Genomic DNA, 18507 nt, shown 5'->3' with positions numbered 1-18507 from the left:
AACCCCAATAAGGTCTCGGTTCGATAATGATCGCCGCCTTACCTTCGGTGACAAAAATAGGTCTGCCATTTAGGGGACCGAATACAGCAGACTGTCTCCCGTGGGTGCATCGGTGCTGCCAAGTGGGCCGCCATCGGTAGACCAGGTGGCCGACCTCGTCGCGAAGGGAAGAGAGCGCGGAAGCGTCACGGTCGATGACGTAGCCGCCGCCCTCGACAAATCCGAGCTGCCGTCGGACGCGCTTGAACGCGTCGTGCGCATGCTCGCCGAACACGGAGTGGAGGTCCTCGAACCACAGGGCGACGAGGACGCCGTCCGGTCCGATGAGGAGGATGTCGGTAAGAGAGCCCCGACCAGCGATCTGGTCCGCATCTACCTGCGGGAGATCGGCCGGGTGCCCCTGCTCACGGCGGAGGAGGAGGTGGAGCTCGCCAAGTCCATCGAGGCGGGACTGTTCGCCGAGGACAAGCTGACCAATCTCGTCTCAAGAATGTCCTTCCCCGAGTTCAGGGAGCTCGTGTGGGAGGGCACACGGGCCAAGCAACGGTTGATCGAGGCCAATCTGCGGCTCGTCGTCTCGATCGCCAAAAGGTACGTCGGGCGCGGGATGTTGTTCCTGGACCTCATCCAGGAGGGCAACCTCGGGCTCATCAGAGCGGTCGAGAAATTCGACTACACCAAGGGATACAAGTTCTCCACGTACGCCACGTGGTGGATTCGCCAGGCGATCACACGGGCCATCGCCGACCAGGCGCGCACCATTCGCATTCCGGTGCACATGGTCGAGACCATCAACAAACTGGTCCGTGTTCAGCGCCAGCTCCACCAGGACCTCGGCCGGGAGCCCGCGCCCGAGGAGATCGCGCTGGAGATGGACCTGCCGATCGAGCGTGTGATCGAGATCCAGCGCATCGCGCAGGAACCGGTCTCACTGCAGTCGCCCATCGGCGAGGAGGACTCCGACCTCGGCGACTTCATCGAGGACGCCGACGCCGTCGTGCCGATGGAGGCCGCGGCCTTCATCATGCTCCAGGACCAGCTCGACGACATTCTCGCGACGCTGTCCGAACGGGAGCAGCGCATCATCCAGCTGCGCTTCGGCCTGGCGGACGGGCACCCCAGGACGCTGGAGGAGGTCGGCAGGGAGTTCGGCGTGACGCGGGAGCGTATCCGGCAGATCGAGTCGAAGACGCTGGCGAAGCTGCGTCACCCGACCCGCGCCCAGATGTTGCGCGACTACCTGGACTGAACGTCCCGTACGGCGGAGGCCCCCGGGGAACCCGTTCCGGGGGCCTCCGCCGTACCTCGTGAGGCGTTGGTCCTTTGCTGGGAAACGAGCGGGTTCGAGGGGTTCCTCCCTGCCGTTCCTGATGAGGATCGCCGGGTGCTTCGGCACGTCGCCGAGGCTGTGACGTGCGGTTACAGGATTATGGATGCTTCGGGAAAGATCTTCGGGGAGCCGTCCATGTCCGTTGTCCTTCGTCCGGCCGCGGCCTGCGGCCTGCTCGCCCTCGTCCTGACCGCGTGCGGCACGGCCGGCACCGGCACCGGCGGCGCCCCGGTCGTCCCGGCCGTTCCCGCCGCCGCGCCGCCGGGCGAACACGCCGGCCAGGAGGTGCTGGAGGCCGCGCGCGTGGTCGGGGAGTACCGGACCTACGCGGAGAAGCGGATCTACGACGCCATCGCCAAGACCGCCAAGTTCGTCAACGCGGTCAAGAAGGGCGACGTGGAGAAGGCGAAGGCCCTCTACGCGCCGAGCAGGGTCGGCTGGGAGAGCGTCGAGCCGGTCGTGGGGGCCTTCCCCGAGATCGACACCAGGGTGGACTCGCGGGAGGCCGACCTCAGCCAGGGCGAGGAGTGGATGGGCTGGCACCGGCTGGAGAAGGCGCTGTGGCGGGCGCCGCAGACCCTCAGCAGGGAGGCCGCGTACGGCGACACCCTGCTGGCCGATCTCAGCAGGCTCAGGGCCCTGCTGCCGCAGGCGGAGATCACCGTGGCCTCCATGGCGGCGGGGGCGAAGGAACTGCTCGACGAGGTGGCGATCGGCAAGGTGACCGGTGAGGAGGAGACCTTCTCGCACACCGACCTGTGGGACTTCAAGGCCAACGTGGACGGCGCCTTCGAGGTCTACCGGCTGCTGCGGCCGATGGTGTTCCGGCGTGACCCCAAGCTCTCGGCCACCCTGGACACCGAGTTCGCCGACATGCGGGCCCTGCTCGCCAAGCACGCCAAGGGCGACGGGTTCGCCGCCTACAACGACCTGTCGAAGGAGCAGATCAAGGAGCTCTCCGACGGGCTCAACGCGCTGGCCGAGCCGTTGTCCAATCTGGCCGCGGTGATCGCGGGCTGAGCTGGGCCGGTCTCAGCGGCCTTTCGGTGGCCTTTAGGTGGCCTTTCAGGGGCCACCGTCCCCTCCGTCTCCCCCCATCCCGTCCCCGCCGGTTCCCCCCGCGCCGCCCTGGCCTCCAGCGCCCCCTGAGCCCCCTGGGCCCCCTGAGCCGCCGTCAGCGCCCCCACCGTCGCCGCCCCGGCCCTCTCGTCCATCCTGGCCGTCCCGGCCGTTCTGGCCGCTGTGTGGCGCCTCGCCGGGCGGGGTGGTCGCGCGTCCGATGCCGGGCGTCCCCGACATCCCGGGCGTCCCGGGTGCTTCCGGTACCGCCGGTGTCCCTGGTGCCCCCGGTGTCCCCGGTGTTCCGGAAGGGGAGACGTCGGCGAGGGCGGACGACGGCTGGAGGAACGCCGGGGAGAGCACGCTCGCGGCGCCGGTGACCGCCAAAGACAACCTCCCGATCATGATTTTCCGCTTTATATCCATAAATGACCCCTTTTTAGTCTTCTGCCCGATAGATGTGTGTCGTACGCCGAATGGCCGATAGGGCGGGCCGATGGGAAACGGTCCTCGGGGACGCGTGGACGGTCGGGTAGAGACATGCCAGAAGCATGCAGAAGGGGCGAAGGGCTGTTCTCCCGGCGAATACTGGCCCAGACTGGGCGAATGGAGGGGCGGACAGCGGTGGACGATGTCGCACTCGGACGCGAGGCGTGGTCCGTACTCGACGCCAATCGCGCGGGCGCCGTGACCGTGCCCGCGCCCGGCCTCTATCCGCACCAGTGGAACTGGGACTCGACCTTCGTCGCGATCGGCGTCTCCCGCTGCGACACCCGCCGGGCGGGCACGGAACTGCTCAGCCTCCTGGCCGGGCAGTGGCACACCGGGATGGTGCCCCACATCGTCTTCAACCGGGGTCTCGCCGACGCCTACTTCCCCGGCCCCTCCGTCTGGCGGTCCGGGGAGCATCCCGCCGCCCCCAACGGGGTGCCGACCTCCGGGCTGACCCAGCCGCCCCTGCACGCCCTGGCCACCTGGTGGATGTGGCGGCACGCGAGGAACCGCGAGGAGGCGCGCGGCCTGGTCCGCAGGCTGTACCCCATGCTTGTGGCCCAGCACGACTACCTCGCCACGGCCAGGGACCTGGGAGGGGGAGGACTGGCCGCGATCGTCCACCCCTGGGAGTCGGGGATGGACGACAGCCCAGTGTGGGACGCCCCGCTGGACGCCGTGACCCAGGCCTCCGGCGCCCACGGGGAGGAACCGTTCCCCGACCGCTACGTCTGGCTGGCCCAGCGCTACCGCGACTCCGGCTACGACCCGGCCTACCTGCGCGCGGAGCATCCCTTCGCGGTCGAGGACCCGCTGTTCAACGGGATCTGGCTGGCCTCCTGCCAGGCGCTCGCCGAACTGGCCCCGCTGGCCGGGGCCGATCCCGCGCCGCACCGGGAGGCGGCCGAACGGATCCGCGCCGGGCTGCTCGAACGGCTCTGGGGCGGTGAGGCCTTCCACGCCCTCGACCTGCGCTCGGGACGGCTCAGCCCGATGTGCACCGTGGGCGCCTTCGGGCCGATGCTCGACCCCGGCCTGCCCGCCGACCGGGTGGCCAAGCTGGTCGGGGTGCTCGAATCGGCCCGGTTCATGGGGGCCGCCGGATACCCCGTGCCCAGCTGTGAGATCCGCGCCACCCAGTTCGACCGGTCGCGCTACTGGCGAGGGCCGTCCTGGGTGAACACCAACTGGCTGCTGCGGCGGGCGGCGGCCGTGCACGGGCTGGACGGCCTGGCGCGGCTGCTCGGCGTCTGCACCCTGCGCCTGGTACGGCAGGCGGGCTTCAGGGAGTGCTTCGACCCCTTCGACGGCAGCGGCAGGGGCAGCAGGGACTTCTCCTGGTCCGCCGCGCTCACCCTCGATCTGCTCGCCGATAACGTGGAGGGATGAAGCTCTTCAATCGGACGCCCGCGGGGGTCCGCGCGGCCGTGGCGCCGACCGACCGGGTGCTCACCTACGCCGAGGGGCCCGAAGGCTACGTGGTCGCGACCGACAAGGCGCTCTATCTGGGCGAGACCAGGCTGCCGTGGTTCCGGATCGACCGGGGGGTGTGGGACGAGGAGGGGCTGACGGTCGTCACCACGGAGGGGCGGACGCTCCGGGCGCCGCTGCCCGAGCCGGGGCGGGTGCCGGAGGCCGTGCGGGAGCGGGTCATGGCCTCGATCGTGGTCAGTCAGTACGCCCCGCTGGACGTCAGAGGGGGAGTGCGGCTGGTGGCGAGGAGGACCGACGACGACCAGATGATCTGGGAGTTCGTCTTCGACGCCGGGATGGACCCGCAGGACCCCGGTCTGCGCGCTCTCGCCGAGCAGGCCCTGGAGGAGACGCGCCGCAGTTTCGGCGTCTGAGGGCGCCCCACGACCGGCTTTTCTCGGTACGGAACGCGAAAGGAGCCCGCGCGGGTCCGGTGGGCGCCGTGACCCGCGCGGGCGGCGGGATCAGTGGGGGGTGACGGCCTTCTCCTCCCGTGGCCATCCGGTGCCCGTTTCGTCGTGCTCTTCCGGCCCCCTGCCGTCGCGCGGCTGCAGGAACGGCAGTTTGTCCCTGGCCACGTCACTCACCTTCGTCCTGGCCACGTCGGTGGCCCTGGAAACCTGGGCGCCGACCAGCCCCGCGGCCTCCTGGACGGCGGGGTTGTCCGAGACCCGGCGCGCCATCCGCTTGAGCTGCTCATAGCGCTCCCGGCCTGCGCGGCTCCCAAGGATGTAGCCGACCGCGAGGCCTACACCGAACATCAGTCGGTAACGCATCTCCACCTCCACAAGCGTCCTGGGCGGGACCCTACCCGCGGATCGTGAGTTGTCTCGGCCCTACCCCGGAGCATCGATGCGACACACACTCCCGGAGTGCGCTAATCTATTCCTGCGCCGCAAGGAGCGGGGGAAAACCCCAGGTCCGAACAGCGCGAAGCACGATCCCGTGTAGCTCAATCGGCAGAGCAGCCGGCTGTTAACCGGCAGGTTATAGGTTCGAGTCCTATCGCGGGAGCCATCAGGAAGGCCCCGGGAGCACAGCTCCCGGGGCCTTCGCCGTTTCGTGTCCTATTTCGCGGACAAATCCCGGTGAATCACGGAAAATAGGGGGCGCATCGCCTCGTGTCCTTCCGCTCGCACTCGGTGACCGGGCCGTGGGCGCCGTACCGCAGTGGGATCACCGCCGGGCCGGAGACATCACGCGGGACATCACGCCGAGGGAACCGTGCCGCCCGGAACGGCATGCCGTACCCGTTAGACGTATACAGGTGGTTTTTCTGTGCCGACTTGGCCGAAACCCCGGCGCCAGACGCCGGCGAGGGAACAGGGAGCACGCGCGCAGGGCTATGCGGGGGCCCACCGGGACGACGGGAGGGCGCCGTGGCAGCCGCCTTCCCAACCGGTGGCCCCGCCGGTGGACGTGACGGCCGCCGAGGAGTTCCTGACGCTGTTCCACGAGGAGAACCCGGACGCGGGCCCTGTGAAGCCCAGGCTGCGCGAGGTGCGCGCCGAGATCGCCGCGACGGGGACCTACACCCACACGCCGAAGGAACTCGTCTTCGGCGCCCGGGTGGCCTGGCGCAACAGCGACAGGTGTATCGGGCGGTTGTACTGGAAGTCGCTGCGGGTACGCGACCGGCGCCGGGTGAACACGGTCGAGGGGGTCGCCGTCGAGTGCGTCGACCATCTCCGTGAGGCCGTCTCGGACGGCCGGATCCGGCCGATGATCACGATCTTCGCCCAGGACCGGCCGGGGGCGCCGGGGCCGAGGATCTGGAACGAGCAGCTCATCCGTTACGCGGGGTACGCGATGGACGACGGTTCGGTCGTCGGTGATCCGCGCAACGCCGGGTTCACCACGATGGCCCGTAAACTCGGCTGGCCGGGCGGCCGGGGCACGCCCTTCGACGTGCTTCCCCTGGCGGTCTCGATGGGCGACGGGCCGCCTGTGCTGTCCACGATCCCCGGGGACGCGGTGCTAGAGGTGCCGCTGTCCCACCCGGCCTATCCGTGGTTCGAGCGGCTGGGGCTGCGCTGGCACGCCGTACCAGTGATCTCGAACATGTGCCTGGAGATCGGCGGGGTCTGCTACCGGGCCGCGCCGTTCAACGGCTGGTACATGGGGACCGAGATCGGGGCGCGCAATCTCGCGGACCCCGACCGCTACAACCTGGTGCCCCTGGTCGCCGCGCGGCTCGGCCTGGACACCCGTAACGAGCGTTCGCTGTGGCGCGACCACGCGCTGGTCGAACTGAACGTGGCGGTCCTGTACTCCTTCGACAGGGCGGGGGTCACCATGACCGACCACCACGCCGAGTCCAGGCGCTTCCTGACGCACGTGGCGCGGGAGGAGAGCGCGGGCAGGACCTGCCCGGCCGACTGGAGCTGGATCGTCCCGCCCATCTCGGGGGCCGCGACCCCGGTCTTCCACCGGTACTACGACCAGGAGCGGCTCTCGCCGAACTTCGTCACCCACCCCGACTCCAGGGAGCGGTCGGCGGGCCGGTGGAGCCCGGGGCGGTGACGTCCTTCTCAGCGGTTCCCGGAGACCAGGGAGAGCCAGTGCGGAGGTGAGGCGAAGGGGGCCGTCCTGGCGGTGACGGCCTCCATCAGCGCGGCGGCCGAGGCGCGGGCGCCCTCCACGATCTCCCTGGGGTAGGCGTAGCGGACCTGGTGCTCCTCGAACTCGTCCTCGTCGTCCAGGAGCACCCGGCCGTCCTTGCGCATGCGGATCACGTCGAGGTCGAGGTCGACCATGGTCACCTCGTCGCCGTCCCAGCGCGGCACAGTCGAGACGTCACAGTAGATCTCGGCCTTGTACGGCGCCGCGTTGAAGGTGGCCGTCCACCAGGCGTCACGGGGGAAGAGGATCACGAACGGCTCGTCCCAGACGACGGGCGGCTCCTGCCCCCGCCTGCCGCTGCTGCCGGGCGGGCAGCCGACCCACACGCCGTGTTCGTCCTCGCCGAGGAGCAGGGCCGGGTGGTTCCAGTGCAGCGAGCCGTCGTACTTGCGGTAGACCACGCGGACGATCTCATGAGACATCCCCCGACTTTAAGGGTTGACAGAGATCTATGTATTTCCTACCGTCTAACTAGGTTAAGAGTGTCAGTGCAAAGCCCCGGCTCGCTGACCGGCAACCCTCGCACCGCGGCGGGGTGCCCCCGGGGAGGACCGGGTGGCACGGTCGGCGTGCCGCAAGCGCGGACCCGCACGGGTCACCGAGGCATGCCCTGGGAGTGTCACATGTCCGAGATCACACTCAACTACGCCAGCCCAGTGGACCTGGACACCCACGGCCGCTACCGGCCCGGTGGCAGGCCCGGCCCCCGCTACCCCTTCCAGGGACGGATCACCGACGACGGCACCGGGGAGTTCCCCGCCGAGGCCGGGCGCTACCACCTCTACGTCGCGGCGGTCTGCCCCTACGCGCAGCGTACGGCGATCGTGCGTTCCCTCAAAGGGCTGCAGGACGTCGTCTCGCTGTCCTACGTGGACGACGAGCGGGACGGCAGGGGGTGGGCGTTCCGCGAGCGGCGCGGCGCCGACCCGGTCAACGGCTTCGCGACCCTCAGGCAGGCCTACGAGGCGACCGAACCCGGATTCGACGGACACGTCTCCGTGCCGGTGCTGTGGGACCGGCACAGGGGGCGCATCGTCAGCAACAACTTCCCGGACATCACCATCGACCTGGGCACACGCTTCGGCGGCGACCCCGAGGCCGACCTCTACCCCGAGGAATTGCGGACCGAGATCGACGCGCTCAACGCGCGCATCTACGAGTACGCCAACACCGCCGCGGGCCGGGTCTCCGCCGCCACGACCGAACCGGAGTACCACCGGGCGAGGAAGGCCGTGATCGGCTTCCTCGACGAACTCGACGCCAGGCTCGCCGGCCGCAGGTTCCTGTTCGGCTCCGCCGTCACCGAGTCCGACGTACGGCTCTGGCCCACCCTGGTCAGGTTCGACGTGAGCGACAACCCGTCGGCCAGGATCAGCGAGCGCCCGCTGACCGCCTTCCCCAACCTGTGGGACTACGCCAGGGACCTCTACCAGCACCCCGCCTTCCGCGAGAACACCGACCTCACCGTGCTCGCCTCCCCCACGGGGGAGACCGACCCGTGGCGGGTGCCGGTCGAGCCCGCCACCCCCGACTGGGACCTGCCCCATCGAAGAGCAGCGCTGTGACGGACCGTACGAGAGGGGAGTGGTCGGCGTGAGCGCCTCCATCGCGATCGTCGGCGCCGGGCCGACCGGCACCTGCCTGGTCGAGCGGATCTGCGCCAACGCCGCCGAACTGCTCAGCTGGCCGTCGCTCGACGTCCACGTGATCGACCCCTACCCGCCGGGCGGCGGCAGGGTCTGGCGCGAGCGGCAACCCGACCTGCTCTGGATGAACTCCGCCGCCGCCGACGTGACGCTCTTCACCGACGAGTCCGTCCGGTGCGTCGGCCCGATCCGCCCCGGCCCCTCGCTGGCCGAGTGGCTCGGCTGCGACCCCGGACGCTTCGTCCCCCGGCCCGTGCAGAACGCCTACCTCACCCACGCCTTCCGGCGAGCCGTGGACACCGCCCCCCGCGGTGTCCGGGTGCACGTGCACCGGACCCGGGCACTCGACCTGACCGACGTCCCGGGAGGCCAGGCCGTACTGCTTGAGGACGGGACGACCCTTGAGGTGGGCGCCGTGATCCTCGCGCAGGGACACGGCGACGTCACCCCGGCGGCGGAGGAACGCGGGCTGACGGCCCTGGCAAGGGAGAGCGGCCTGCGCTACCTGCCGACCGGCTACACCGCGGACCTCGACCTCGGCCTGGACCGGCTGCCCGCCGGTGAACCGGTGATCGTGCGCGGCCTGGGACTGGCCTTCGTCGACCTGATGGTGCTGCTCACCTCGGGAAGGGGCGGCCGGTTCGTCAGGGAACACGACGGGGAGCTCGTCTACCTGCCCAGCGGGCGGGAACCGCTGCTGCACGTGGGGTCACGGCGCGGTGTGCCGTACCACGCCAAGACCGCCTACCGCTTCCAGGGGCTCCGGCCGCCCGCGCCGCGCTTCCTGACGGCGGGGGCGCTGGGGGAGGGGCCGTGGAACTTCCGGCGGGACGTGTGGCCCCTGGCCGCCAAGGAACTCGCCTTCGCCTACTACCACGAACTCCTCAACAGCCATCCGAAACGGGTCAGGACCGGTTGGCCGGAGTTCGCCGAACGGTTCGCCGCAGAGGAATGGCGCAGCCCCGGGATGCGGCTGCTGATCCGCAAGGCCGTACCCCGGCACGCCGACCGGCTCGACCTGGACCGGCTCGACCGGCCGCTGGAGCGGATCCGCTTCGGCGACCAGGCGGGACTGCGGCGGTGGATGGACGGCTACATGGCCGCCGACCTGCAACGACGCTCCGACTCCGCGTACAGTGCCGACCACGCCCTGATCCTCGGATTACTGTCCGTCAACGGCGTCCTCGCCGAACGGGGAATCTCCGACCGGTGGTTCGAGGGCTTCTTCAGCTACGTCGCCAGCGGCCCGCCCGGCCCCCGGCTTGAGGAGCTCAAGGCCCTGGCCAGGGCGGGCGTGGTCACCTTCCTCGGCGCCGACGTCAGGGTCGAGCACCGCGGCGGGCGATGGGTCGCGCAGAGCCCCACCCTGCCCGGCGCCGTCACCGCCAGGTCCCTCGTCGAGGCCAGGCTGCCCGCACCCAGCGTGAGCCGCTCGACCGACCCGCTGATCTCCGCGCTGCGCGACCGCGGTGAGATCGACGAGTCGTCGGGCCTGCTGAGGGTACGGCCCGCCGACCGCCGCCTGCTCGACCGCCTCGACACCCCGCACCCCCGCAGGTTCGCCTTCGGCCCCTGGGTCGTCGGCGGACGGGTCACCGGCGGCTTCGCCAGACCCGGCCTCGACGCCCCGCTCTTCCGCCACGCCGACGCCCTGGCCCGGATCGTGCTGTCCGAGGCCGTCACCACCGAGATCAGACATGTCGCCTGAGGCGGCGCACGACTCCCCGAGGAGAAGGTAAGTGAAAGCGCAACGGGGCGTCCTGGCTCTGGCCGGGGTGCTGACGCTCGCCGCGTGCGGAACCGAGACCGGGGCCGCGAACCCGGCCTCAGGCGGCGGCACCGAGGGGGACTCGCTGGTGTGGGCGATCGAGACGCAGCCCATCACGTTCAACCCCCAGCAGTGGGGCCAGAACAAGGCCAGGCTGCTGGTGCACAACCAGTTCGACGCGCTCGTCGCCAGGGGCAGGGACGGTGAGTTCCTGCCGTGGCTGGCCACCTCGTGGGAGGTCTCCAAGGACGGCCTCACCTACACCTTCAAGCTCAGAAGGGACGTGACCTTCCACGACGGGGAGAAGTTCGACGCGGCCTCGGTCAAGGCCAACCTCGACCAGCTCGTCGCGCCCGGGTACAACCCCGCCGTCGCCGGCATCCAGCTGCGTGAGTACTCCTCGGCCGAGGTGACGGACCCCTACACGCTGAAGATCACACTCAAGGCGCCCGACGCCCTGTTCCTGGACTTCCTGGCCTCGCCGTACGCCGGACAGGTCTCCCCGAAGTCGCTGAGGAACGCCAAGGACCTCAAGGCGGGCGGTCCCGACCTCGTCGGCACGGGACCGTTCATCCTCGACCGGTTCACCCCCGGCCAGGAGGCCCACTACCGGCGCAACCCCGCCTACAACTGGGCACCGCCCAACGCCGCGCACCAGGGACCCGCCTACCTGGCGGAGATCACCTACCGGTTCCTGCCGGAGGCGGCGGTCCGGGTCGGCGCGCTCACCTCGGGACAGGTCCAGGTGATCGAGGGAGTGCCCGCCACCGAACTCGGCCTGCTCAAGGCCGACCCCGGCGTGAAGGTGGAGACCAGCCTCAACTCGGGCAGCGCGTTCTCCTACTACTTCAACGTCTCGCACCCGCCCTTCGACGACAAACGGGTGCGAGAGGCCTTCAGGGACGCCGTGGACGTGGACACCGTGCTCAACTCGGTCTACCAGGGCACGGCCAGGCGAGCCTGGAGCATCGTCGGCCAGGGCAGCCCGCAGTTCTACGACGCCTCCCTGGAGAACACCTACGGCAACGACACGCGACGGGCCAACGAACTGCTCGACGAGGCGGGCTGGACCGAACGCGACGCCGAGGGCTTCCGGGTCAAGGACGGCAAGCGGCTGACCGTCCGATCCGTCGAGTCGGCCCCCTACGTCAGGGACCGCCGCGACGTCCTCGCGCAGGCCGTACAGGCCGCGGTCAAACAGAGCGCGGGCATCGACTTCCAGCCCAAGGTGGTCGACCAGGGCACCCAGCAGAAGGCCCTGGAGGACGACCAGTACGAACTGTTCCAGAACTCGCGCGGCGACACCGACGCGGGGGCCGCGCTCAACCTGATCCTGCCGAAGGGCGCCGCGATCAACCGCACCCACTTCGAGGACGCGGACCTGGACAAGCTGCTCGCCGAGGCCTCGACCACCTCCGACCAGGCCAGACGCAAGGAGCTCTACGCGAGGGCACAGCGGACCGTCGTCGCGGAGGAGGCGCTGCTGCTGCCGCTCTACGTCCCGGCGGACCAGGTCGCCTACGGCGCCGGGGTCACCGGGATCACCTTCGAGCCGGTCTCCGGCACCCCCAACAGTGCTTACGACGTCCGGACAGGCACGTGAGCACCCTCACACTCACCCGGCGGCGGGGGCTGGCCGCCGCCGGGTGGACCGGCCCGGTGGTCAGGCGGCTCGGAGCAGGACTCGTCGTGCTCTGGGTCGCCGCCACCGCGGCCTACGCCGCGCTGTTGCTCGTCCCCGGCGACACCGTGGACGTCCTCATCGCCGACGGCCTCGACACCCCGCAGCGGCGGGCCGCGATCGTCGCCGAATGGGGGCTCGACCGCCCCGTCCCGCAGCAGTACGCCGACTACCTGCTGCGGCTGCTGCACGGCGACCTCGGCCGCTCCTACGTCCTGCAGCGCGACGTCGCCGAGATCCTGTCCTCGCAGGTCTGGCCGACCGTCAGGCTCGCGCTCACCGCGGCGGCCTTCGGCGTCGCGATCGCCCTGGTACTCGCGCTGACCACCGCGGGGCGCCGCTCCTGGGCCGGCGGGCTCGCCGGACTCTCCGAGCTGACCGCCGCCTCGGTCCCGCCGTTCCTGGCCGGTCTCCTGCTCCTGGCCGTCTTCTCCTTCACCCTCGGCTGGTTCCCCGTCTCCGGCGACCGAGGCTTCGCCTCCCTCGTGCTGCCCGCCCTGGCCCTCGGCCTGCAGATCGCCGGAACACTCGGCCAGGTGCTGCGCGAAGGCCTGGAACGGGCGCTTGAGGAACCGTTCGCGGTGACCGCCCGCTCGCGCGGCATCACCGAGTGGCGACTCGTCGCCAGGCACGCCCTGCGGCACGCGCTGCTGCCCGCCGTGACCCTCACCGGCTGGTTCGTCGGCGTCCTGCTCGGTGGGGCGATCGTCGTCGAGGCCGTCTTCGGCAGGCCCGGCCTGGGCCAGATCACCCTCGTCGCGGTCACCGGCAAGGACATGCCGGTGGTCATGGCGGTCATCATGCTGGCCGCCGCGGTCTACGTGACGGTCAGCACCCTCGTGGACCTCGCCTACCTCGTGATCGACCCCCGGTTGAGGAAGGGCCGATGACCGTCTCCGACAGGGAACAGGCCACGGCGCCGCCGCTGACCGGCGACGGGCCGGTTCCCGCCGTCGTCCCACGCCGGTACGGCGTGCGCCCCGGACAGGCGGTCTCGCTGCTCATCCTCGCCGTCGTCGCGGTCGCCGCCCTGGCCCCGGGCCTGCTGAGCGACGCCGACCCGCTGGTCGCCGACCCACTGCACGCGCTCGCCCCGCCGAGCGCGCCGCACTGGTTCGGCACCGACCACCTCGGCCGCGACGTGTTCTCCCGGGTCGTCCACGGCGCGGGGTACTCGCTCGGCATCGGCGCCGCGGCCATCCTGTTCGCCACCGTCCTGGGCACCGTCCTCGGCGCGCTGGCCGGACTGTCCCCCCGCTACGTCGACGAGCCGCTCAGCCGGCTGTTCGACGTGCTGGCCAGCTTCCCCGAACTGCTGCTCGCCATGCTCGTCATCAGCGTCACCGGCCCCGGCGCGGGCAACGTGATCATCGCGATCGGACTGGTCCAGCTGCCCAACTACGCCCGCGTCATCAGAGGGCAGACCTTCGTCGTGCGCCGCTCCGGCTACGTGGAACAGGCCGTCACCCTCGGACTGCGCCGGCCGGTCCTGGTCGCACGACACGTGCTGCCCAACATCCTGGGGCCGCTGCCGGTACTCGCCACCATCGGCATGGGCACCGCCATCATCGCCACCTCGGGACTCAGCTTCCTCGGCATGGGCCCGCAGCCACCCGACCCCGAATGGGGCTCGATGCTGGCCGAGGCACGCAACTACCTGCGTGTGGCCTGGTGGACCGTGCTCTTCCCCGGCCTGTCCGTCACGCTGACCGTCGTCAGCCTGACCGTGGTCGGACGACGCCTCCAACGCCGTTTCGAGGGGAGACTCCCGTGAACCTCATCGAGATCGAGGACCTGCGTGTGACCTTCCCCAGGGCGGGGGTCGAGGCCGTCAGGGGAGTGAACCTGTCGATCGCCGAAGGCGAGTGCGTGGCGATCGTGGGGGAGTCCGGATCGGGCAAGAGCGTGACCGCCAGGACCCTGGTCGGGCTGACCGGACAGGGCGCGACCGTGACGGCGGGAAGGTTCGACGTCAGGGGAAGGGACGCCCGCCGGTTCGGGCCACGTGACTGGCGCAGGCTGCGCGGGCGCTTCGCCGGGCTCGTACTCCAGGACGCCCTCGTCTCCCTCGACCCGCTGCGCACCGTCGGCGCCGAGATCGCCGAGGTGCTCGCCGCCCACGACGTCGTGCCCCGGGCGGGCCGTAGGGAAAGGGTGCTCGAACTGCTCGACGCGGTCGGCGTCCCGGAACCTGGGCTGCGGGCCGGGCAGTACCCCCACCAGCTGTCCGGCGGGCTGCGCCAGCGAGCGCTGATCGCCTCGGCCATCGCGGCGGGCCCGCCACTGCTCATCGCGGACGAGCCGACCACCGCCCTCGACGTCACCGTACAGGCCCAGATCCTGCGCCTGCTGGCCGCGCGCAGGGCCGAGGGCACCGCGCTGCTGATGATCAGCCACGACCTGGCAGTCGTCTCCTCCATCGCCGACCGGGTGCTCGTCATGAAGGACGGCGTGGTCGTCGAGGAGGGACCGACCGGCCGGGTGCTCTCCGCCCCGGAGCGGGACTACACCAGACTGCTGCTGGCCGCCGTACCGTCCGCCGCCTCAAGGGGAACCCGCCTGTCGGCCATCGCCACCGGCGGCGTCCCGCTGCGCACCCCGCTGCCGGAACGGAAGGTCGACCACGGCTCACCGGTCGTCGAGGTCAGAGGCCTGTCGGCCGAGTACGGCTCCCGCCGGGTGGTCGACGACGTCTCCTTCGAGGTCCACGCGGGAGAGACCGTCGGTGTCGTGGGGGAGTCGGGGTCGGGCAAGACGACCGTCGCCCGGCTCGTGATGGGCCTGATGAGGCCCGTCGCCGGGCGGGTACGGCTGGACGGCTCCCCCTGGTCGGAGCTGTCCGAACGGGAACGCCGCCCCCGCCGCTCCGTCATCCAGGTGATCTCGCAGAACCCGCTGGACTCCTTCGACCCCCGCTACACCGTCGGCCGTCTCGTCGCCGAGCCTCTCGGCGGGCCAGGACGGGAACGCGCCGCCGGGGTCGCCGAACTGCTCGAACGGGTCGGGCTGCCCGCGGACATCGCGGGACGTCACCCTCGGGCGCTGTCCGGCGGCCAGCGGCAGCGGGTCGCCATCGCCAGAGCCCTGGCCCCCCGGCCGCGGGTGCTCGTCTGCGACGAACCGGTCTCCGCGCTGGACGTCTCCGTACAGGCCCAGGTGCTCGACCTGCTCGGCGAGATCCAGGCGGCCGACGGAACCGCCCTGATCTTCATCTCGCACGACCTGGGGGTCGTCCACCACATCAGCGACCGGGTCGTGGTCATGCGCGAGGGACGGGTCGTCGAGGACGGACACGTGGACGAGGTGTTCTTCCTGCCCAGGCACGACTACACGAGGGAACTGCTCGGCGCGGTGCCCAAACTCGCGACCACCTCCTGAGACGTTTCGGCGCTGTCGCGTTCTCGGAGCGCCACGTTGTCCTCCGCCGGTCTTCCGGCTGTCCTTCGTCGGTCTACCGGCGGCCGTCTCGCTTCCTGGTCGCTGTCGTGTTCTCGGGTGCCCACGTCGTTTTCTGACGTTTCTCGGGTGGCCGTCTTGCTTATGTTCTCGGAGGCGGCCGTGTCGTCTTTTGATGTCCGCGGGGTTTTGGGACGCTTCGAGAGCGCCGTTCCGGTTCCCGGACCGGTCGTCCTCAGGCCAGGCGGCGGGCACCCGCCGACGGGACCGCCGGGTGGATCCCGGGGGCGGTCCAGCCGCGCTCGGCGTAGGCGGCGCTCACCGACTCCCGTACGGCCTCCACCCGCTCGTCGGGGACCAGTGCGATGACCGAGCCGCCGAAGCCGCCACCGGTCATCCTGGCACCCCTGGCCCCGCCCCTGACCGACGCCTCGACGGCCACGTCCAGCTCCGGGCACGAGACCTGGAACTGGTCGCGCAACGACAGGTGGGAGGCGTTCAGCAGCGCGCCGATCTCCCGCACCGCCCCGGCCCTCAGCAACCCGATCAGCGCCTCGACCCGGTGGTTCTCCGTCACGACGTGCTGGACCCGCCTGCGTTCGTCGCCGTCGAGCCTGCCGAGCGCGCCCGCCAGATCCGTGACGTCGCGCAGGGAGGCCACCCCGAGGCGCTTGGCGGCGTTCTCACACTCCTGGCGGCGGCGGGCGTACTGGCCGTCGGCCAGCGCGTGACGCACCCCGGTGTTGACGATCAGCAGCCGCAGGCCGTGCCCGGCAGGGTCGAAGGGGACGTTCCTGGTGGCCAGGCTCCGGCAGTCCATGAACAGTGCCCTGCCCTCCTGCGCGAGCGCGGAGGCGGCCTGGTCCATGATCCCGCACGGCATGCCGACGAAGTCGTTCTCCGCCCGCCGCGCGGCCAGCGCCACCCGCATCCCCTCCAGGCCGAGGCCGTACAGGTCGTTGAGAGCCACGCAGACGGCCACCTCCAGCGCCGCGCTCGACGAGAGCCCCGCGCCCTGTGGCACGTCCCCGTCGACGACCAGGTCCGCCCCCCGCACCGGATGCCCGGCCTCGCGCAGCGCCCAGAACACCCCCGCGACGTAACGCGCCCACCCCTCGGCCTCGTCGGGACTCCCGAGGGTCACGACCCCGTCGGCCTGCAGCGAGCGGAGCCTGATGAGGTCGTCCCGTCTGGGGGAGACCGCCGCGGTGACCCCCCACGGGACGGCGAACGGCAGTACGAACCCGTCGTTGTAGTCGGTGTGCTCACCGATGAGGTTCACCCGCCCCGGGGCGTGCCACACCCCCTCGGGCTCCGCCTGGAAGGTCTCACGAAAAGCCTCAACAACGCGCATGATCGAACATCCTCCAACAAGGTCCCCCCGTAGGGTAGCGACTCCACCGAAACCCGGCGTCGCCGTTCAAGGTCACATCTTGGCCCCGTCCCGCTCGGCCGATGTGCGAACGGCGCCGACCTTTGGTTGAATGCGGCAGTACGGCGTGCGCGAGGGGCGGTAGCTCAGCCGGTTAGAGCAGGGGACTCATAATCCCTGGGTCGCGGGTTCGAGTCCCGCCCGCCCTACCTCTTGTGACCATCAGGAAAGCGCCTCTGACCTGGTGTTTCCCGGCCAGGGTTCTCGGTCGTGCGTGGCTGTGCCGAATACGTGCCGGAGTTTCTAGGAGGCCGTCAGTTCACACGGTGGCCCGGTTTATGGCGTGAGGTTCTGCCGGTGCTGCCAGGCGAGGTCCAGTACGGCCGCGCCCGCGGCCTGCATCGGCTCGTGGTGGACGTATCGGCTCACCTGGTCGGCCTGGAACGGGATGCCGGCGACCTCGACGACCCGCCCCTCGTCGTTGTCGTTGACGATGTCCTCGAAGAGCTCGTCGAACACCTCCGCCTCGATCACGGTGACGGCCAGGATGTCCGCCGCGAACGTCAGCGGGTCGATCCCCAGGCCAAGGACGAAGGAGCGGAGGCGGCCGTCGGCCTTCGCCTGCTCCATCCGCCGGTAGAAGGGCCAGGACCCGTAGGAGAAGGCCTCGCCGTACACCTCGGAGCGTCCCAGGAACTCCTCGCTGTACTCCCGCGCCATGCCTTTCCAGAGGTCGAAGTCCTGGCTGGACGACGCGGCGCTGATCGGCTGGAAGACGCCCACCGGCATGACCTGGTAGAGGCCACCCGCGTGCGCGACCTTGGCGGGGTCGCGCCAGTGCAGGACGAATGTCATGTCTCCGGTCCGGTCCTGACGCAAGGTCAGCATTGAGACGGCGGGGAGCACGACACGTCTACTCAGGTCGGTGGGGTCTCCGACGAGGGACCGGAAAGGGAGCCGTTCTTCCTGGAGAAGCCGGGCCGACGCCAGTTCGTGCGCCGCGGTCTCCCCGACGTTGACACCGTCGAAGTAGGAACCGCCGGTGAAGCTCAACGTCGGCCACGACACGTCAAGCAACCGGTAGCACGGCCGGTTCTCGAACAGGGCGGGTCTGTCGTGACGGGCGATGGCCTCGGAGTAGTTCGCGCTGTCCGCAGGAAGGGCCGGACGGGCTTCCGGCTCCTCGCCCGTCACCACCGGGGAAGGAGCCTGGTCGCTCCACTTCAGGGTGACCCGGTCGAGGGGGAGCGGCTCGTTCAGCAGCCAGTCCTCACGGGTCAGCAGGGGCGTCGCCCCCACCCGCCGGTAGCCGTCATGGAATCGGCCGGCGACGCGAGCGAGGTCGTGGCGGTGACCGTTCATGTAGCCACGTACGTCCCGCCAGGCCGGGCGGGAACCGGTCGGCCGCTCATTCACACTCATCGTGCCTCCGGGGCAGAGGTGGCGTCGGCCACCAACTCTAGGCAATGCCTGTAAACGATCGCCTCGGACGCGGCTGGGTGATCGTCCGTGGCACGACGAGTGGGCTGACCGACAGGGCCTGGCAACGGATCGAGCTCCCGCCGGCCGCGAGGGACGCCAGGGGAGACGCCCCCTGGCGTGACCTGCTGTGAGGTCGTCAACGGGATCCTGTGGCCGGAGCCCCTGGTTGAAGGTATCCACGAGCGC

The 18507-nt window shown here is 70.5% G+C and carries 16 protein-coding genes, 2 tRNA genes and 1 riboswitch; of the genes, 14 read left to right on the top strand and 4 right to left on the bottom strand.

All coding sequences use genetic code 11. The features are described from left to right. The first annotated feature begins 145 nt into the window (after positions 1-145). The 4 genes from rpoD (at position 146) to ABZ470_RS07980 (ending at position 4728) form a co-directional block, all read left to right on the top strand. Positions 146-1249, top strand: a complete 1104-nt coding sequence (gene rpoD / locus ABZ470_RS07995; RefSeq protein WP_352008657.1) for an RNA polymerase sigma factor RpoD — start codon at positions 146-148, stop codon at positions 1247-1249. A 216-nt stretch (positions 1250-1465) separates the two neighbouring features. Further along, on the top strand, positions 1466-2350 hold the full coding sequence (gene efeO / locus ABZ470_RS07990; protein WP_352008658.1) for an iron uptake system protein EfeO: 885 nt from the start codon (positions 1466-1468) through the stop codon (positions 2348-2350). Between the two features lie 663 nt (positions 2351-3013). After that, on the top strand, positions 3014-4270 hold the full coding sequence (locus ABZ470_RS07985) for a hypothetical protein (RefSeq protein WP_352008659.1): 1257 nt from the start codon (positions 3014-3016) through the stop codon (positions 4268-4270). Further along, positions 4267-4728, top strand: coding sequence for a hypothetical protein (locus tag ABZ470_RS07980; RefSeq protein WP_362910741.1), 462 nt, complete (start codon positions 4267-4269; stop codon positions 4726-4728). The genes ABZ470_RS07985 and ABZ470_RS07980 overlap by 4 nt, the downstream gene beginning before the upstream one ends. Positions 4729-4818: 90 nt before the next feature. Here the strand turns inward: ABZ470_RS07980 and ABZ470_RS07975 are convergent, their stop codons facing one another. Then, the gene (locus ABZ470_RS07975; RefSeq protein WP_352008661.1) at positions 4819-5130 is read right to left on the bottom strand and encodes a YtxH domain-containing protein; all 312 of its coding nucleotides are present in this window, start codon (positions 5128-5130) and stop codon (positions 4819-4821) included. A gap of 165 nt (positions 5131-5295) precedes the next feature. Between ABZ470_RS07975 and ABZ470_RS07970 the strand changes: the two genes are divergently transcribed. Both ABZ470_RS07970 and ABZ470_RS07965 read left to right on the top strand, forming a co-directional pair. Further along, a tRNA-Asn gene (locus ABZ470_RS07970) sits at positions 5296-5371 on the top strand. Between the two features lie 396 nt (positions 5372-5767). After that, positions 5768-6877, top strand: a complete 1110-nt coding sequence (locus ABZ470_RS07965; RefSeq protein WP_362910739.1) for a nitric oxide synthase oxygenase — start codon at positions 5768-5770, stop codon at positions 6875-6877. A gap of 8 nt (positions 6878-6885) precedes the next feature. On the opposite strand, the gene ABZ470_RS07960 is transcribed toward ABZ470_RS07965, so the two are convergent. Further along, a complete protein-coding gene (locus ABZ470_RS07960; RefSeq protein WP_352008663.1) occupies positions 6886-7398 on the bottom strand; it encodes a DUF402 domain-containing protein in 513 nt (170 codons plus the stop codon). Positions 7399-7450: 52 nt separating this feature from the next. Further along, positions 7451-7563: riboswitch (SAM riboswitch) on the top strand. A 36-nt stretch (positions 7564-7599) separates the two neighbouring features. Between ABZ470_RS07960 and ABZ470_RS07955 the strand changes: the two genes are divergently transcribed. From ABZ470_RS07955 to ABZ470_RS07930, 6 genes are read left to right on the top strand one after another with little or no spacing between them, the layout of a single operon-like run. Continuing rightward, positions 7600-8541, top strand: a complete 942-nt coding sequence (locus ABZ470_RS07955; protein ID WP_362910737.1) for a glutathione S-transferase C-terminal domain-containing protein — start codon at positions 7600-7602, stop codon at positions 8539-8541. 28 nt (positions 8542-8569) lie between these two features. Beyond that, positions 8570-10330: an FAD/NAD(P)-binding protein gene (locus ABZ470_RS07950; protein ID WP_362910735.1), complete on the top strand. Its 1761-nt coding sequence runs from the start codon at positions 8570-8572 to the stop codon at positions 10328-10330. A gap of 31 nt (positions 10331-10361) precedes the next feature. Further along, positions 10362-11993, top strand: coding sequence for an ABC transporter substrate-binding protein (locus ABZ470_RS07945; protein WP_362910733.1), 1632 nt, complete (start codon positions 10362-10364; stop codon positions 11991-11993). Next, complete coding sequence (locus ABZ470_RS07940) at positions 11990-12961, top strand: ABC transporter permease (RefSeq protein WP_352008667.1); 972 nt, start codon at positions 11990-11992, stop codon at positions 12959-12961. Before ABZ470_RS07945 ends, ABZ470_RS07940 begins: the two co-directional genes overlap by 4 nt. Then, entirely contained in the window at positions 12958-13845 is an 888-nt protein-coding gene (locus ABZ470_RS07935) for an ABC transporter permease (RefSeq protein ID WP_362910731.1), read from the top strand. Before ABZ470_RS07940 ends, ABZ470_RS07935 begins: the two co-directional genes overlap by 4 nt. Continuing rightward, a complete protein-coding gene (locus ABZ470_RS07930) occupies positions 13842-15449 on the top strand; it encodes an ABC transporter ATP-binding protein (RefSeq protein WP_362910729.1) in 1608 nt (535 codons plus the stop codon). The genes ABZ470_RS07935 and ABZ470_RS07930 overlap by 4 nt, the downstream gene beginning before the upstream one ends. Before the next feature lie 253 nt (positions 15450-15702). Here the strand turns inward: ABZ470_RS07930 and galK are convergent, their stop codons facing one another. Next, positions 15703-16821, bottom strand: coding sequence for a galactokinase (gene galK, locus ABZ470_RS07925; RefSeq protein WP_362910727.1), 1119 nt, complete (start codon positions 16819-16821; stop codon positions 15703-15705). 153 nt (positions 16822-16974) lie between these two features. On the opposite strand from galK, the gene ABZ470_RS07920 reads away from it, so the two are divergent. Further along, positions 16975-17048 (top strand) — tRNA-Ile (locus ABZ470_RS07920). 127 nt (positions 17049-17175) lie between these two features. On the opposite strand, the gene ABZ470_RS07915 is transcribed toward ABZ470_RS07920, so the two are convergent. After that, positions 17176-18261: a hypothetical protein gene (locus tag ABZ470_RS07915; RefSeq protein ID WP_362910725.1), complete on the bottom strand. Its 1086-nt coding sequence runs from the start codon at positions 18259-18261 to the stop codon at positions 17176-17178. A gap of 44 nt (positions 18262-18305) precedes the next feature. Here ABZ470_RS07915 and ABZ470_RS07910 point away from each other — a divergent pair, with 44 nt between their 5' ends. Further along, on the top strand, positions 18306-18452 hold the full coding sequence (locus tag ABZ470_RS07910) for a hypothetical protein (RefSeq protein ID WP_362910723.1): 147 nt from the start codon (positions 18306-18308) through the stop codon (positions 18450-18452). Positions 18453-18507 lie beyond the last annotated feature (55 nt).

The organism is Streptosporangium sp. NPDC020072, from assembly GCF_040631445.1.
Classification (GTDB): Bacteria; Actinomycetota; Actinomycetes; order Streptosporangiales; family Streptosporangiaceae; genus Streptosporangium.
Note: the sequence above shows the minus strand (reverse complement) of the source record. Positions and strands in the feature narration are given on the sequence as shown.

Coding starts and splice junctions, on each gene's coding strand:
- ABZ470_RS07955 (WP_362910737.1), top strand. CDS start 7,600: ATGTCCGAGATCACACTCAACTACGCCAGCCCAGTGGACCTGGACACC.
- ABZ470_RS07935 (WP_362910731.1), top strand. CDS start 12,958: ATGACCGTCTCCGACAGGGAACAGGCCACGGCGCCGCCGCTGACCGGC.
- ABZ470_RS07980 (WP_362910741.1), top strand. CDS start 4,267: ATGAAGCTCTTCAATCGGACGCCCGCGGGGGTCCGCGCGGCCGTGGCG.
- ABZ470_RS07910 (WP_362910723.1), top strand. CDS start 18,306: ATGCCTGTAAACGATCGCCTCGGACGCGGCTGGGTGATCGTCCGTGGC.
- galK (WP_362910727.1), bottom strand. CDS start 16,821: ATGCGCGTTGTTGAGGCTTTTCGTGAGACCTTCCAGGCGGAGCCCGAG.
- efeO (WP_352008658.1), top strand. CDS start 1,466: ATGTCCGTTGTCCTTCGTCCGGCCGCGGCCTGCGGCCTGCTCGCCCTC.
- ABZ470_RS07975 (WP_352008661.1), bottom strand. CDS start 5,130: ATGCGTTACCGACTGATGTTCGGTGTAGGCCTCGCGGTCGGCTACATC.
- ABZ470_RS07915 (WP_362910725.1), bottom strand. CDS start 18,261: ATGAGTGTGAATGAGCGGCCGACCGGTTCCCGCCCGGCCTGGCGGGAC.
- ABZ470_RS07960 (WP_352008663.1), bottom strand. CDS start 7,398: ATGTCTCATGAGATCGTCCGCGTGGTCTACCGCAAGTACGACGGCTCG.